This is a genomic window from Veillonella fallax, assembly GCF_020687175.1.
GTDB lineage: Bacteria > Bacillota > Negativicutes > Veillonellales > Veillonellaceae > Veillonella > Veillonella fallax.
In genome coordinates this window covers 1-17,424 of the sequence record NZ_JAJEQD010000009.1, presented here as the reverse complement: position 1 = coordinate 17,424, position 17,424 = coordinate 1, and the positions used below count along the sequence as shown (strand labels likewise).

Below are 17,424 nucleotides of genomic sequence, written 5' to 3'. Positions count from 1 at the left end.
AAAATCAATCTGCACTCATCATAATATATATTATTTATTCAAGCGATACGATCTATTTAAATTAACTACATCACCAATGATAAGGTTCATTGCGATTAATTTTAGATGCTCTATAAATTTGCTCTACTAGTAATAAACGTACCATTTGATGGGTAAATGTCATAGGACTAAAGGATAATTTATAATTTACAGACTTGCGCAACTCATCGCTTACGCCAAAAGCACCGCCAACGATGAATGCCATATCACTTATACCATCGACTTCTAGTTTAGCTATTGTTTTAGCTAACTCTTCAGAAGACATCGTTTTACCATACACATCAAGCAAAACGGTATAGGCGTTCTTAGGAACCGCTTTTAATAGGCGTTCCCCCTCTTCTACAACGACTTGTTTACGATCTGCATCACTTGGTTTGTCTCCAATTTTACTTTCATTTAGTTCTGTAATCGTAATGCCCCCGTATGGACGCATACGTTTTACAAATTCCGCTACCCCATCGCGCAAGTAAGCATCTTTTAACTTGCCAATACAAACTACATAAAATCTCATACTCTACCTCTTTACAGATTGCATAGACACAATTTCATTAGGTTGTCCATGTTGCAACTTCATTTCCGGTCCAATGCGAATGCCTCCATCTACGAGCATTTGTCCTATTGTTTGCGTAACAAGGATGGCATTATTGTTATTTTCAGAACGATGGGCCAAAATAACTTGCATAAAGTCAGGTCGCTTCATCATAAGCAAAGCTCGGGCAGCCATTTCATTGCTTAAATGACCTTCATCGCTAGCTACACGTTGTTTTAAAAATGGTTGATAAGGACCAAACCGCAACATATGAGGATCATAATTGGCTTCTAGTACTAACAGAGTCGTATCATCCATACGATGTAAGATACTATCAGAAATTACACCCGTATCGGTAACGACAGTAGCCTTATCTTTTCCAGCAAATACATTAATACCTATTGGATCAGCCGCATCATGACTAACGCCAAAAGACTCGACTACAAGATTACCAAGAGAGAGGCTCCCCTTAGTCAATTCTATTAATTGATTCTTTGGCACAATTAACTTATCTTGAATTTCACGCCACGTCCCTTGTTTCGTATACACAGGGATATCAAAACGTTTCAACAATTGTTGAAGACCTGCAATATGATCACTATGTTCATGACTGATAAAAATGCCCTCTACCTGTGCCATATCGATATGCAATTCTTTTAAACCATTGACGATACGTCGACAACTAATGCCCACATCGTGCAATATGACGGAGTTCCCTTTTTTTATTACTGTACAATTGCCTTTGCTACCACTAGCAAGGACATGGACCTCCAACGGCGAGGATTCACTCATCAAAACACTCCATATACTAAATCATAATTCTTTACCTAGTTCTGTGAAAGTCAGTGACTTAGTTATTCTATATAACTATTGTATTAAGTTATGTACCCGTAAACTATCATTACTTACTTTCAGATAAGTCAGTCAAACGCTCTACAAAGTAAGCCATATTAGACTCAATATCCGGACCTCTACGGAACATATCGCCACCAACGAGGAACATTGTATCATTGCCGTATAACTTAACAAGTTCATTCAATCGTGCATCTGTTACACCACCACCAGGTGCTGGACACGCAGCCTTCATCAAGGTCATCGATTGTTTAATATAGTTGGATATCCGCTTACACTGTTCCTCAGTGAAAGTAAAACGACCACCATAGGATACGAAAATCGGCATATCAGCCCCAAAGATACGAGGCAACAAGCCTAATTGTAGATAATCAGCTATACCAGATGTACCAGGACTTACAAATCCACCTGAATAAGCGGGATGGTGAATAATGGGCAATCCTAATTTTTCATCACTAGCCAGTTTATGTAGCCAACCAAATCCAACCAGTCCTGAGGCCACCATAAGGGCCGTTGCGCCAGCTTCCTTAGCAAAATAAGCTCGTTCTATTACGTCTGTACCATCACCCGACACATTAGCTGCATATAGTGTATGTGTACCATGGGCTTCATTCATTTCACGTACCATGGCAGCACATCGTTGTACACGATCTTTAAATTGAGAGAATGACTGATTAGAAATACCGTGGTCATCTTTGATAACATCTGCTCCACCACGTGTATAAGCACCGCACATACGAGCGAGCTCTTCATTCGGTGTTCCCATAGGTTTTACTACGGCCTGAATCATAGGACGCGTTGGCGTTTCAACCAATTGACGAAGCCCTTGCAAGCCAAATCTAGGTCCTTTAAACACATCATATAGAGTGGGACAAAGTTCAATATCCACAACCCAAATATGTGGCTGTAATGATGAATTACCAAAGACTACGTTTAAGAATTGCGTTGCTTCTAGCGCTGTTGTATCTACAAGGTATGAAATACGAGCCACATAGTAATGAGACGGATTAATCGTAACATTAGGCATAACCCCTACATTGGCATATGTGGAATCAGGCCCCATAGGTTCAAGTGACTCTAATCTACCAGTGATAGTTCCTTTAATATACGGATCCGTTACAAACTCATAAGGAAACTCTATGGTTTGTTCTACCTGAACAGCCCATGCGATGGCTTTTGCCTCTTCATATGAACTTGCTTCTATTCGATACGTAACTATAAATCGCTCGTCTTTCATAATGCGTCTCCTTTGCAATAATATTATTTAATTATATACCAAAGTAGTACACGATTCCATACAAAAAAGGCCTCACTCTAAAACTAGAGTGAGGCCTTTTGAAAGAGCGAAAACATGTATATAGATTTTTACCTATATAAACAAGGTTTCTACCGTGAGAGACAATACATGCAATCGTATGAGAATTAACTAATTTAACTATATCTTATTGATAGAAATGTTTAGGATAACCTTTGAATCGTGTGAAGTGACGATATTTACGTGTTGCACGGTTAGGTTCATTAACTGTTTTGTAACCGAAGCCGTTGAATACAACGTTCAAAAGAACGGCTACGATACTACCAGCTGTGATACCAGATTTCAAAAGAATTTGTGCCCAAGCTGGGAAGTGTGCATAAATTTGAGGCGCTGCCAATGGAATCATGGATACCCCAATACTAATTGCTACGAGCATCAAATTGTAGTTACCATCGAAGCTAACTTTACCAAGGGAGCGAATACCGCTGGCAATAATCATACCAAACATTGCGATACCTGCACCGCCTAATACAGCATTAGGGATACAAGCTACAACAGCTGCTAACTTAGGGAATAAACCTAATAAAATCAAGATTACACCAGATGCGGCTACAACGAAGCGACTTTTTACGCGTGTTACAGCGATAAGACCAACGTTTTGAGCGAATGCAGTGTAAGGGAAGCTATTAAGAATACCACCGATTAAAGTGGATAAACCATCAGCACGAAGTACTGCAGCCAATTCTTTTTGGCCGATAGGTTTGTCTACGATTTCACCAACCGCAATACTATCACCTGTTGTTTCTACCATAACTACAAGCATTACAATAATCATAGAAATAATAGAAGCAAAATCAAAGGTAGGAAGGCCAAAGTAGAATGGTGTTACAACGGAAACCCATTGAGAGCGACCTACTTCAGAGAAGTCCGTAATACCACAAATCATAGCAAGAGCAGTACCGAGGATAAGCCCTACCAAGATAGCCAGATTACCCAGGAACCCTTTACCAAATCGATATGTCAAAATAACGAGAATAAATGTAGCTACACCAAGAGCTATGTATAGTGGATCTCCGAAGTTTTTATTACCTACGCCACCACCCATCCAGTTAACGGCTACTGGCATCAAGTTGATACCAATAATAGTAATGATGGTACCTGTTACTACAGGTGGGAATAAGCGAATCAAACGACTGAAGAATGGTGCCACAATAAATGTAAATATACCAGCTACAATAATAGCACCATAAATGGTATTAATATCATGCTGTTGACCAATCATGATCATCGGTCCTACAGAAGCAAATGTTACACCTTGAATAAGCGGAATACGACCACCAACAGGGCCAAAGCCTAATGTTTGAATCAATGTGGCTACACCACATGTGAACAAATCAGCTGTAATCAAACGAATTAAATCTTCAATCGGCAAATGCATGGCTTGCGCAATAATGATTGGTACCGCTACGGCACCAGCATACATGGCTAACACGTGCTGTAAACCATAAGCAAATAATTGCGGGATTGGCAGCATACCATCTACATGGTTGACACCAGATACACCTTTACTCATAAGAATCACCTCATATCTTACGTTTTAGTTACTAGTAAATAATATAGTCATACTATCGTACTTGATAGAGTTTAAAAATCTCATAGACTTCACGTGGGAACCTTGATGGACAGGGGCCGTAGCCCCTCTCCACTAAGCAAATATTCTATTTTTTATAACCTGTATGTTGAATCGGCAAGGACCTACGTGGTTCTCCGTCGATACGACGATACGCATTTGCAATGGCCGGAGCAATTGGAATACTGGAGATTTCACCAATACCTTTGGCACCGTATGCATATTGTTCTGGTGTCCCTTTTTCAATAAGGCTTACATGAATTGGAGGACATTGTGTAGCTCTAAGAAGGCCTAACGTACCATATTTAGCTGTTACATAACCATCTTTATAAGGGAAGTCCTCTGTAACTGCATAGCCCATACCCATGATAGCACCGCCTTCAGCTTGACCAGAGCAAGATTGAGGATTAACTACACGACCTACATCATATGCTACATGAAGCTCAGCAACTTTATTATCTTCGCCAATTCTAGCTACACATGCACCATACCCATAAGCAACGTGATTTTTTGGATGTGGTTTATCAGAGTTAAATGGATCTGTTGCACCAAGGAACTCTTCATAAATTTCTACGCCATTCAGTTCTTCTAATGTCTTAGTTTCTAACATTTCTTTTAAGCGAAGACTTGCTTTACGCGTTGCTTCACCAGTAAATACTGTTTGACGAGATGCAGTAGTTGTACCAGAGTCTGGAGTACGTACTGTATCAGGACGTTCTACAAATACCTTATCCGCTGTTAAACCAGTTGTTTCACAAAGTACTTGAGTAGCCATAGTGGCCATACCTTGACCGATACATGCTGCACCAGTACGGATACGAACTTTACCATCACGTACTTCTAAGATAACGCGACCAGTATCAGGTAAACCTACACCGATACCACTGTTTTTCAAACATACTGCAAGACCTGTACGGTCAGATGCATAGTATGCATCTTTTACTGCTTCCAAACATTCTGCTAATGCAGTTTCTTCGGAGCAAATTTGGCCGTTTGGTAAAGAATCACCAGGGCGAACAACGTTTTTATAACGGAACTCCCAAGGATCCATGCCTACCAATGCAGCTAATTCATCAATGTTTTGTTCTTGACCAAAGATGGTTTGTGTTACACCGAACCCGCGGAATGCACCACCAGGAACAGTATTTGTGTAAACGCAAACACCATCAAAGGCAAAGTTATCAAATTTGTAAGGACCACAAGAGTGTGTACCTGCACGTTGAAGTACAGGACCACCTAAGGATGCATATGCACCACAGTTAGATACGATGTTCACCTTACTTGCTACCAAGTTACCTTCTGCATCACAAGCCGTAGTAATATCCATTTCCATCGCATGTCGTTTAGGATGAATATTAAGACTTTCTTGACGAGAGAAGAGAACCTTAGTTGGTTTGCCTGTGAGCCAAGCTACAAGAGATGCATGATGCTGTACGCTCATGTCCTCTTTACCACCAAAGCCACCACCTACAAGCATACTATGAACTTTTACAGATTCCTCAGGAATGCCAAGCATACGAGATACTTCATGACGATCATCGTAAACATTTTGGCTACCGGAATGTAAATGAATTACATCGCCTTCACGATATGCTACAGCACATTCAGGTTCCATGAATGCATGGTCGGTTTGAGGTGTGGAATAGTGATTCGTCACTACAAATGCGGCCTCAGCAATAGCCTTATCTACATCACCACGAGATAATGTTTGACGAGTCAATATATTTCCGTCTGGATGTAATTGAGGTGCATCCGGTTTCAATGCTTCTAATGGGTCTACTACAGGCTCTAACTCTGTATAATCAACTTCAACGAGAGCAAGAACTTCGTCCAAATATTTCTTTTCTGTAGTTGCTACTAATGCAATTGCATCGCCAACATAGCGAGTATTATCACCTTCTGCGATGAGTACATCCCAGTCTGGCACTAAGTGACCAGTCTTATTGAATGGTACATCTTTAGCAGTCAAAGCCGTTACACACTTAGGATGTGCAAGTGCTTTAGACACATCAACGCGATCGACTCTAGCACGAGGGTATTTAGAACGCAACGCTTTTGCGTAAATCATGCCATCCATATGGATATCATCAGCATATTGTCCAGTACCAAGTGCTTTTTCCTCCGCATCAACGCGGTGTAAACGAGCACCTACATTACCAGTTGTATCCTTTTCAGGAACTGGTAAGTTCTCACGGAACATTTTTGCTGCCAGCATAATGCCTTCTTCGATTTTCACATAACCAGTACAACGACAGATATTGCCTAAAATAGCTTTTTTAACATCGTCAGGTGTAGGGTCATTATTTTCATCAATCAAAACTTTTGCACTAATAATCATACCTGGGATACAGAAACCACACTGCACCGCTCCGCATTCACCAAAAGCATAGGTGTATACCGCTTTTTCCCGTTCAGATAAGCCCTCAATTGTTACGACTGATTTACCATCTAATTGGGATAATTTAGTTACACAAGCCTTTGCTTTTTTTCCGTCTATAATTACTGTACACGTACCACAAGCACCAGCACTACAACCTTCTTTAGTGCCCGTCAATTTCAAATCAGCTCTCAAGAAATCAATTAAACGTTGATCCTCTTGAACCTCATGTTGGGTGCCATTCACTTGAAAGCGGTACATATATAGCCCTCCTCTCATTAAGGAATACATTCACCAAGATATGATTCTAATAAGGATCCATCTTGTACCACATGGTGACCTCTAAGGATAACATCTCGAACTTTGCCTGTTACGGATATCCCCTCATAAGGTATATAGTCAGCCTTTGTATGGGCAGACTCTTTTGAAAGCACATGCTCAATGCGCTTATCAACAATTGTAATATCCCCATCGCTACCTATGGATAATGTTCCCTTCTTAGGGTACATACCATAAAGTTTTGCAGGGTTTTCACTAACTAATTTCATAAAATCTACAGCGCTCATATTGCATTGGTTTACCAACACATCATAAGCGACAATCCCTCGTTCCTCAGCACCTGGGATGCCACCAGGAATCCGGGTAAAGTCATGTCGACTCTTTAATTTTTGATCATTAAAGGTAAAGCTACAATGATCCGAACCAATAGTTTGGAATAGACCATTTACTAATGCATCCTTTAATGCCATTTGATCTTGTATCGTTCTCAGCGGTGGACTCATCACATATTTAACACCTTCAAAATCAGGTAAATTATATCGTGATTCATCAAGCACCAAATATTGTGGGCAAGTTTCACAAGTTACTTTATGTCCAAGGTCTCGTTCCCGAATAACCTCTTCTATCCCCTCTTTAGAACTTACATGAACAATATGTACGGGATACTCTAATGCAGCACCTATTGTACTAAAACGCTTAATCGCTTCCGATTCAATCATGGCCGGTCTTGTGAGTGGATGATTGCCTACATCTAATTCACCACGTTTACGTTTATCAGCTACGAGAGCGTCAATTAAATCACCATTTTCACAGTGTGCTCCAACAAGAGCTCCTGTAGGTTTAATTGCCTCTATAGCATCATAAATTTCTCGATCTGTTAAACGGAAACCATACGCTAAGTACACTTTAAAGGATGACACACCAGCCTCTACGACCTGTGGTATCTCACGGGCTACATCTTCATTCATTTCTACAAGTTCCATATGGAATTTGTAGTCACAGGAGCAATGCCCTGCAGCACGCTCCTTGTGAACTTCTAAACCTTTACAAAGGGATCCTTCCTCAGGAGAAGCAAAATTGATGATTGATGTTGTCCCACCAAGAATAGCGGCTTTTGTACCACTATCAAAATCATCCGCAGTAGACGCTAAGGCATTTGTCATCTGAAAGTGTGTATGAGGATCTATAAATCCTGGGAACACATAGCAACCTTTTGCATTAATAACTTCAGCACCTTCTGGAACAGAAATGTGTTCATCGATGGCGACAATTTTGTCGCCATCGATAAGTAAATCTCCGGTAAGAATTCGATCAGTTAAGACCAAGTCCCCTTGTTGTATGATAATCATGATACATAGTACACATGCTCTTTACAGAAGGCATGTACGACTCCTTTCAATTCTTCAGGTAATGCATCGATGTCACATACGGCTTCTTCACCTTTGAAGCGATAACCACAGCTAGTGCCTGTGATGTAGAAACCATCATTTGTACTATCTGCTAAAGCTTCAGCATTGTGGAAGAATGTAATGCGATCCTTGTATGGTTGACAAGGTTCTACGCAATGACATGCACAGTTACCACACTCATTACAGCTTTGATCTACATGAACGATCAATTTAGCATCATTTACAGTAACGACTTCATTACATCTATTAGGACATACGCGAACACAAGATCCACATGTTACACGGCAGTGATAATCAGAACTACGTGTACCTGGGAAGGATGGCATTGCTTCACGTTTTTTCTTCATTGCATCGCTCTTCTTGAAGATTTTATTTTCACTAATGTCTTTAGCAAGTTTAGCGATTAGATCTTTATGTACTTTCAAAGCAGCGTTGTAATCAGTAGATTCTACTTCATCGGCTAAACCTTTAAATGTATTGTAGCCTTCACCTTGAAGAAGAATTGTACATACTGTTACAGGCCAGATACCACAATCAAAGATAGCTTTGATATTTTGTTTTACAGCACCACCGCTGTAAGACATTGGTAAACGTTCGCCGAATTGAGCACTTAAGAGCTCAGCTACACCAATTGTTACAGGTAACAAGGATTTACCAGACATGTACATTTGCTCACCTGGCAATTCATTGTTGTGAATTTGTACAGGGAATGTATTTGTCAATTTAACGCCAAAGATCTTGTTGTGTTTTTCACCAAGAGCGATAAGACGTTCTAACATTGGAACAGCTTTGTCAAATTGAAGGTCAACTTCGAATTGATGATCTTCAAAGTCAATGTATTCAAAGCCTGCATTATCTAATAACTCTCTAATGCGTTTTGGACCTAACAATGTAGGATTGCATTTCAAGTATAAATGAAGGCCTTTTTCACTGATAAGGTAAGAACAAATAGATTCGATTTCTTCTGCTGGGCAACCGTGCATTGTGGACAATGTAATTGCTTGGCAAAGTTCATCGCTGATAGAGTTGATATAATCAGCATCGATATGTTCAAATTCATCTACATGGTCAAGGCACCATTGTTTACAAGTATCCCACATAGGAGATTGAGATGCACTGCGCATTGTGTTGATGAATTTATCAACCATAGGGCTCTTGATACCAGCCAAGTTGTAACCAACACTCATGATGAATAGGAAACCATCTGGATCGCCTAAGCCTAATTCTTTAGAGATTAATTTTAATGCAAACCATGCTTTGATATATTCATCAGCAGCTTCATCACAGCTATATTCAGAAGACCATTCTACGTTGTATGCTTCGTCTACAGAGTAGATACAAGGTCTAGGAATACCTAGTTCTTCACCGTACATAATTTGTACAGTTTTTAATTCGATGCAACGAGCACCTGCGACATAAGATGCCACAATATTTTGTGCCAACTGTGTATTAGGACCTGCTGCTGGACCTACAGGATTTTCAATAGATTTACCAAACATTGGTAAACGTTGTTCATGATTGATACGATGAATTTTATTTACATTATAAATACGATTGTACATCTTGTACTCAGTCATAATGTGGTTCATCAATTTTCCGAAACTTACCGGATACATAATGTCACTCATAATGTCACACTCCTTTAAAGCGTTTGCGTTATGGGTTTAGTCGTTTCCATAAACCTTTAGATGTTGCTAAAACTTCGTTCATTACTTCAGCTTTATCGATGCCTTGTAATTTACGATCAATCATACGTGGTACACCATCACTAATAGTTGTTACCACATACATACCATTAGCACCGAATAATAAGTGACCATTGATGTTATTTTCATCAAGTGGTGTTGGTGCTGCGTAATCAAGAACGATTACGTCAGCGGCAGCACCCTTTTTAAGAATGCCTACTGTGGTGTCAAAGAATTCATTTGCCATGTTACGGTTATTTTCAAATAGCATATGAGGAACTTCGCCCCAGCCTACATATGGTTTATGTTGCTCATGTTTTACAAGACAATTTGCAACTTTGTAGGATTCTAGCATGTCATTTGTATAGCCATCTGTACCAAGGCCAACTGTGATACCTGCCCCTAAAAGCTTCAAGATATCTGTTGTACCTACTGCATTACCCATGTTACTTTCAGGGTTATGAACAACCTTAGCTTGAGATTCTTTTAATAATTCCACATCTTGGTCAGTTACGTGTACGCAGTGACCAGCGATACTCTTAGGTCCTAAAATACCAGCTTCTACAAGTCGTCTTACAGGTGTCATGCCATATTTTTCTTTACTATCTGCCACATCTTCTGGGCCTTCTGCAACATGAACGTGATAGCCTAACTTGTCTTCATTTTGTGCTTTTACATAATCTAATGTTTCAGGACTTAATGTAAAGGATGCATGTAAGCCCATCATAGCTGCGAGTCTAGATGGATCCTTTTTCGCCTCTTTACCAAAACGTACATTTTCTGCAACAGCAGCTTTCATTTGGTCAACACCGTTACGGTCAGAGACTTCATAGCATAAACAAGAACGAACACCGAACTGTTTAGCTACATCAGCAATAATAGATAAGCTATTAGCAGTTTCCCCGTAGCTTGCATGATGATCGAAGATTGTAGTTACACCATTTTCGATACAGCCTAAGTATGTAAGCAATGCGCTTGCCTTCACATCTGGAGCGGTCAATTTATTATCTAAATAGAACCATAAACCTTCTAAAATTTCACCAAAGTTAGTTGGTGCTGGACCAGGTAAGGACAAACCGCGTGCAAGAGCAGAATAAATATGATGATGTGCATTAATAAAGCCTGGCATAATCAAACCGCCATGAGCATCAATAACTTCTGCTTCTTTATATGTTTTGCATAATTCATCATATGCGCCAATATCAATAATCTGAGTTCCGTCAATAACAACAGCGCCATCATAAATGATAGGTCTATCAGTATCGCGAGTAATTACAGTACCTTTTCCTAATAAAATCATAGGGCACCTCCCCAACGAATCGTTGGATGCATACTTATAAATCTATATATTATTATAATACGATACGCGTGCCGGTTTTTCCTGCTATACCATCCTTAGATTTTTCTAATAATGTGATAATAGAAACACGGCCTTTTTTAGATTCTGCAAATGCAATGGCAGCTTCTACTTTTGGTTTCATAGATCCTTCTGCAAACTCACCTGCTGCTGCATATTTTTTCGCATCTGCTACAGTGATTTCATCAAGCCATTGTTCATTTTCTTTACCAAAATTAATGGCTACTTTTTCAACTGCTGTTAAGATAACAAGTACATCAGCATCAATTTCTTGTGCTAATAAGCTACTAGTCCAATCTTTATCAATAACGGCTGCTGCACCATGAAGTTCATTACCTTCTCTAGTTACAGGGATACCGCCACCGCCACAAGCAACGATTAATTGTTTACCTACTAAGCCTTTAATCGCTTCGATTTCGATAATTTCTTTAGGTGCTGGAGATGCTACTACACGGCGATAACCGCGGCCAGAATCTTCTTTTACAACGTAATCGTAATTTTTTTCTGCGTATTCAGCTTCTTCTTTAGTCATAAAGTGACCAATTGGTTTTGTAGGATTTTTAAAACCAGGGTCATTTTGATCAACTAATACTTGTGTAACCATTGTCATGGTTGGTAAATGTTCAATACCACGATTTAGCAACTCTTCATGGAGCGCATTTTGTAAGTCATAGCCAATATATGCTTGGCTCATTGCTACACATACAGATAATGGAGTATTTGGTTGACCTTCTACTTCACGTGTCAACGCAGCCATCGCATTGTTGATCATACCAATTTGAGGGCCATTACCATGAGTTACTACTACATCACAATTGGCTTCTACTAAATCAATAATTGTTTTAGCTGTACTTTTTACGGCAATCTTTTGTTCTGGAAGGGAATTGCCCAATGCATTCCCACCTAGTGCTACTACAACTCTTTTTTTCATGTTATGCCTCATAACAAACTAATAAGAATAAAAAGGAGCCATCACCGCGGATGGCCCCTAAACTTTACTTTACGGTTGAACTCGATCAGTTCCCTTCCGCTCTAATTCTTTTAAAGTTTCTACAGGATTCTTAAATTTGCTTAAGAAGATCATCGCTGCAATAACATATGGTTTGTAGCTTGCTTCTTTATAAAGAGGTACGCGATAGCGATCAAATACTGTTGCGTCAACTTCGCCTTCTTCACAACTTACACCTGTAATATCTGCTGGTAAGCAATGTAAGTAAAGAGCTTTGCCGTCTTTAGTGAGACTCATCATCTCTTCAGTACATGCCCAATCTTTATGTTTACCATTTTCTTCAAGGAGAACTTTCTCTAATGCTTTAATACCTTCATGATCATTTTCACCATATAATTTAGTACGTTTTTCCATTGCACCAAATGGAGCCCAGCTCTTAGGATATACGATATCTGCATCTTTGAAAGCTTCTTTCATATCGTTAGTTCTGCGGAAGGAACCGCCACTTTCTTCAGCTTGTTTTTTAGCGATTTCTTCAACTTCCGGCATTACTTCGTAGCCTTCTGGATGTGCTAATACAACTTCCATACCTAGACGAGTGAATAAACCAATAGCACCTTGAGGTACAGATAAAGGTTTACCATAAGATGGAGAGTAAGCCCAAGTCATAGCAAGTTTTTTGCCTTTAAGGTTTTCTACACCACCGAACTCTTTAATGATATGAGCTGCGTCAGCCATGATTTGTGTTGGATGGTCGATATCACATTGTAAATTTACAAGTGTAGGACGTTGTTCTAATACGCCATCTTCATGACCTTCTTTAACTGCATCAGATACTTGATGCATGTAAGCATTACCTTTACCGATGTACATATCGTCGCGGATACCGATAACATCGGCCATGAAGGAGATCATATTTGCTGTTTCACGAACTGTTTCGCCGTGAGCGATTTGGGATTTACCTTCATCCAAGTCTTGAACTTCTAAACCTAAAAGGTTACAAGCGGAAGCGAAGGAGAAGCGAGTTCTTGTGGAGTTATCACGGAATAAGGAAATGCCAAGGCCGCTGTCGAATACTTTAGTGGAAATATTGCGTTCTCTAAGAGCACGTAACGCATCAGCTACTGCCCAAACACCTTTTAATTCATCTTCAGATTTTTCCCATGTAAGGAAGAAATCTTCGCCGTACATTTTGCTAACGTCTAAGCCTTTTAAAGTTTCAATACTTTTATTGAAGTCTGTCATCTGTAAGTCCTCTCTTTCAATTCCCTAAAGGGCTACTTAGGATCTAACTTTATACGGTACCTCAACCAAGGGTGAGGTACCATATGAAATTCTTAATATCAACTATTTTTAATTATGTCTGCTTTAAATAGATCTAATTCAATGTATTTGATATTAGTCTTTGCAGTATACGGATGGCAATAATGCATATACAGCTGCACATGTTACAAGGTCTTGTTTCCATGTGATTTCGTTAGGAGCATGAGCTTGTGCTTCTGCACCAGGACCGAAGCCGATGCAAGGGATACCATTACGGCCCATGATGGATACACCATTTGTGGAGAATGTCCATTTATCAGTCAATGGGCGAGCTTTACGCATTTCAACTGTGTCTTCTGCACCGATACGTTCATTACCATACAAGCTAGTATATGCTTCTTCCAAAGCTTCTGTTACTTTGTGATCTTTAGGAATTACCCAAGTTGGGAAGTAGCATTCGATTGGATATGTTAAACCAGTCCAGGATGGACGAGCATATTCGTACATGGATACTTTTGCACCATACTCTTTAACATGTGGTAAAGCTTCGATTTCAGCCAAGCAGGATTGCCATGTTTCACCAGCTGTCATACGACGGTCTAAGGAAACGGAACAAGAGTCAGCTACTGCACAACGGCTTGGGGAAGTGTAGAAGATTTGGGAAGTAGTTACAGTACCGCGACCTAAGAAGCGAGCTTCTTCGTAGTGGTCAGGATTGAATTTAGGGTCAAGCATTTTTACAAGACCTTTAATTTTTGTGCTTTCATCAGCAGAGTTAGCATTCAATTCACGGATATCTTGAAGGATGTCAGCCATCTTGTAGATAGCATTGTCACCGCGTTCTGGAGCGGAACCATGGCAAGATACGCCTTGTACGTCTACGCGGATTTCCATACGGCCACGTTGACCACGGTAGATACCACCGTCAGTTGGTTCAGTAGATACTACGAATTCAGGACGAATATTGCGTTCTTTAATCATGTATTCCCAGCAAAGACCATCGCAGTCTTCTTCTTGAACTGTACCTACAACAAGCACGCGATATTTATCACTTAAAAGACCTAAGTCTTTCATGATTTTAGCGCCGTATACAGCGGATACGATACCACCTAATTGGTCGGATACGCCACGACCACCGATTTTAGTTTCATCTTCGAAACCTTCATAAGGATCGAAGTTCCAGTTATCGCGGTTACCAATACCTACAGTATCGATATGAGCGTCGAAGGCAATTAGAGTTTTACCAGTACCCATGTAACCAAGAATGTTACCCATTGGGTCTACTTCAACTTCGTCGAAGCCAAGGTCTTTCATTTCTTTTTCAATGCGTTGAACGTGTTCTTTTTCTTCTGCACTTTCACCAGGGAATGCTACGATTTCACGTAAGAACTTGGTCATCGCTGGTCCATAAGTTGCTGCTGCTTGTTTAATTGCTTGTAAATCCATAATTAATGCCTCCTAACGATCTTCACCGTACCACATAATGTTTTTATATCTTTCAGGGTCTGTATCACCTTCAGTGGAGAAGCAGAGCACCTTTGAAGACGCATCTAATTCTAATTCCTTGCGTAAGTCTTCATATTCTGGCATTGTCATAATTGCCGTTACAAGACCTAGTGGAACTGCACCAGATTCACCGGTCGTAATTGGTGTATCACCTTTAATTGGTGCCCCACCAACGCGCATCCCAAGTCTTGCTACCCAATCAGGAGCAGATACGAACACATCCGCATGGTTTCTTAAAATATCCCAAGAAACTGTATTTGGTTCGCCACATGCAAGCCCTGCCATGATTGTATCTAAATCACCCTCAACGATACGAGGATTACCATCATCAGCTACAGCCCCTTTGTATAAGCAAGCTGCTGCTTGAGCTTCTACAACTACTAATTTAGGCTTCTTAGCTGCATTGCTATATAAATTAGTGAAGTAGCCCACTACAGAACCTGCTAAAGAACCTACACCAGCTTGTACAACTACGTGAGTTGGTACCTTGCAGTTTGCAGCTTCTAACTGTTCTGCTGTTTCCATAGCCATTGTGCCATAACCTTGCATGATCCAGTTTGGAATTTCTTCGTAACCTTCCCAAGCTGTATCTTGAACTACAACACCATTTGGAACCTCTTTAGATTTTTTAGTTGCTAACCGTACACATTCATCGTAGTTAAATTCTTCGATTGTTACGGTAGCACCTTCATTTTCAATTTGTTTTCTACGATATTCTGTAGAGCCTTTAGGCATGAATACTACAGCTTTTTGACCTAATTTATTAGCAGCCCATGCTACGCCACGACCGTGGTTACCATCAGTAGCAGTAAAGAATGTAGCTTGACCAAATTCTTCTTTTAATTGCGGAGATGTTAACACATCGTATGGTACATCTTCAACATTTTTACCGGTTTGTTGTGCTACATATTTTGCCATCGCATAGGAGCCACCTAATACCTTAAAAGCATTAAGGCCAAAGCGGTAAGACTCATCTTTCACAAAGAGAGAATCAACTCCGATATGAGATGCTAATTTTTCTAGTGATACTAGTGGAGTTACACTATATTGTGGAAAACTTTCATGAAACGCTTTAGCTTTCTTGATTTCTCTAACATCCATAACGGACAAGAACTTGTCACTAGATGGTGCCATCGTATTACGTTTCCACTGAATTCGGTCCATATTTGCCTCCTAGGATTCTTCCTTTACAGTATTTAAATCACTATAAAGAGTAAACTTAGAAATATTGAAATACTCCGCAATCTTTTCTGAAGATTTCGAGATAAGAAAAGCCCCTTTTTCATTTAAGTAGCTAATAGCCTTTAGCCGTTCTACTTTATTCATAAGTGGTCCAGGTTTACCAACCAACCGTTCTGCTTCTAGTAGTAAATCATCTAATAGTTCCGATACACTTGTAGTAATTTTTTCAACAGTGCCAGCCTCAGCTTGGCCTATGCCTATAAGACTTTCGAGTGATCGATGCATCATAACAAACTCTGTTATATCCTGATTGATTCCTAACAAGTATGCAATATTGCCATCATCATCACGGATATACATGGTAGAGGATTTTAATATCCGTCCATCCTTAGTTTTTGTTAGATACCCAAATCTACCTTCACTACCATCATCATAGTTGAGTACATCTAAAACTACATGTGATGGACCATCGCCAACATGGCGATTCGTTATTGTACCATTTTCTATATATACAAGTGATGTATCAAGATCACCTTGTAAGTCATGTATTAGTACTTCACAAGATGGTCCAAATTGTATGGCCAATCCATGGGCTATAACTTTTAGCCGTTCCAATGTACTCATTGAGATAACCTCCCTCTCATCGGTATCGGTTAGTCTTTATGGTCTAAATAACTTCAGTCCGTTTACATAATTAGTATTATGAGAATAATTCTAACTAATTTTGTATTAACCTAATTTTTTGTTAGGTTCCTTACTTAAATTATAGGTCTATGTATACAAAAATGCAACGCTATCATGCATTAAAGTTATTAATAATTATTCAACTATATACGTACATTGATATAAACACATATAAACACTATGATTTTTATCACATAATTTTATTGTTATAAAAAAATTTGATGACATATGCATCATCATATCTACATAAATAAATATAGTAAAATTCTATAGAGACAAGTGTATATCTATATTCTTATATCTACAAAACAGATCCAGTATATCAGTATTTATCTATATCCCTTATAAATATTGGCTTATAGGACAAAAAGTGTTGCTATTTCAGTCCCAAAGATTGGTAAATAGGCGATCATAATTATGTAAATCAC

The 17,424-nt window shown here is 39.5% G+C and carries 13 protein-coding genes; all 13 read right to left on the bottom strand.

Going from position 1 to position 17,424, the window contains the following annotated elements:
• Positions 1-70: 70 nt before the first annotated feature.
• Entirely contained in the window at positions 71-550 is a 480-nt protein-coding gene (gene rlmH / locus LKD20_RS05545) for a 23S rRNA (pseudouridine(1915)-N(3))-methyltransferase RlmH (RefSeq protein ID WP_005385984.1), read from the bottom strand.
• A 3-nt stretch (positions 551-553) separates the two neighbouring features.
• A complete protein-coding gene (locus LKD20_RS05540) occupies positions 554-1,360 on the bottom strand; it encodes an MBL fold metallo-hydrolase (RefSeq protein ID WP_227721122.1) in 807 nt (268 codons plus the stop codon).
• A 109-nt stretch (positions 1,361-1,469) separates the two neighbouring features.
• A complete protein-coding gene (locus LKD20_RS05535) occupies positions 1,470-2,657 on the bottom strand; it encodes a RuBisCO large subunit C-terminal-like domain-containing protein (RefSeq protein ID WP_227721121.1) in 1,188 nt (395 codons plus the stop codon).
• A 205-nt stretch (positions 2,658-2,862) separates the two neighbouring features.
• Entirely contained in the window at positions 2,863-4,248 is a 1,386-nt protein-coding gene (locus LKD20_RS05530; RefSeq protein WP_227721119.1) for a nucleobase:cation symporter-2 family protein, read from the bottom strand.
• Between the two features lie 145 nt (positions 4,249-4,393).
• Positions 4,394-6,943, bottom strand: a complete 2,550-nt coding sequence (gene xdh, locus LKD20_RS05525) for a selenium-dependent xanthine dehydrogenase (RefSeq protein ID WP_227721117.1) — start codon at positions 6,941-6,943, stop codon at positions 4,394-4,396.
• Positions 6,944-6,960: 17 nt separating this feature from the next.
• Complete coding sequence (hydA, locus tag LKD20_RS05520) at positions 6,961-8,310, bottom strand: dihydropyrimidinase (RefSeq protein ID WP_227721116.1); 1,350 nt, start codon at positions 8,308-8,310, stop codon at positions 6,961-6,963.
• A complete protein-coding gene (locus LKD20_RS05515; protein WP_005385978.1) occupies positions 8,307-9,998 on the bottom strand; it encodes a hypothetical protein in 1,692 nt (563 codons plus the stop codon). Before LKD20_RS05515 ends, hydA begins: the two co-directional genes overlap by 4 nt.
• 28 nt (positions 9,999-10,026) lie before the next feature.
• Positions 10,027-11,355, bottom strand: a complete 1,329-nt coding sequence (ssnA, locus tag LKD20_RS05510; protein ID WP_227721115.1) for a putative aminohydrolase SsnA — start codon at positions 11,353-11,355, stop codon at positions 10,027-10,029.
• 52 nt (positions 11,356-11,407) lie between these two features.
• Positions 11,408-12,343, bottom strand: a complete 936-nt coding sequence (gene arcC / locus LKD20_RS05505; protein WP_005385976.1) for a carbamate kinase — start codon at positions 12,341-12,343, stop codon at positions 11,408-11,410.
• Positions 12,344-12,412: 69 nt separating this feature from the next.
• The gene (gene ygeW, locus LKD20_RS05500) at positions 12,413-13,606 is read right to left on the bottom strand and encodes a knotted carbamoyltransferase YgeW (RefSeq protein WP_227721114.1); all 1,194 of its coding nucleotides are present in this window, start codon (positions 13,604-13,606) and stop codon (positions 12,413-12,415) included.
• Positions 13,607-13,759: 153 nt separating this feature from the next.
• The gene (locus LKD20_RS05495; RefSeq protein WP_119208547.1) at positions 13,760-15,070 is read right to left on the bottom strand and encodes a YgeY family selenium metabolism-linked hydrolase; all 1,311 of its coding nucleotides are present in this window, start codon (positions 15,068-15,070) and stop codon (positions 13,760-13,762) included.
• A 12-nt stretch (positions 15,071-15,082) separates the two neighbouring features.
• Complete coding sequence (gene dpaL / locus LKD20_RS05490; RefSeq protein ID WP_005385973.1) at positions 15,083-16,294, bottom strand: diaminopropionate ammonia-lyase; 1,212 nt, start codon at positions 16,292-16,294, stop codon at positions 15,083-15,085.
• A 9-nt stretch (positions 16,295-16,303) separates the two neighbouring features.
• Positions 16,304-16,936: a helix-turn-helix transcriptional regulator gene (locus LKD20_RS05485; protein WP_005385972.1), complete on the bottom strand. Its 633-nt coding sequence runs from the start codon at positions 16,934-16,936 to the stop codon at positions 16,304-16,306.
• Positions 16,937-17,424 lie beyond the last annotated feature (488 nt).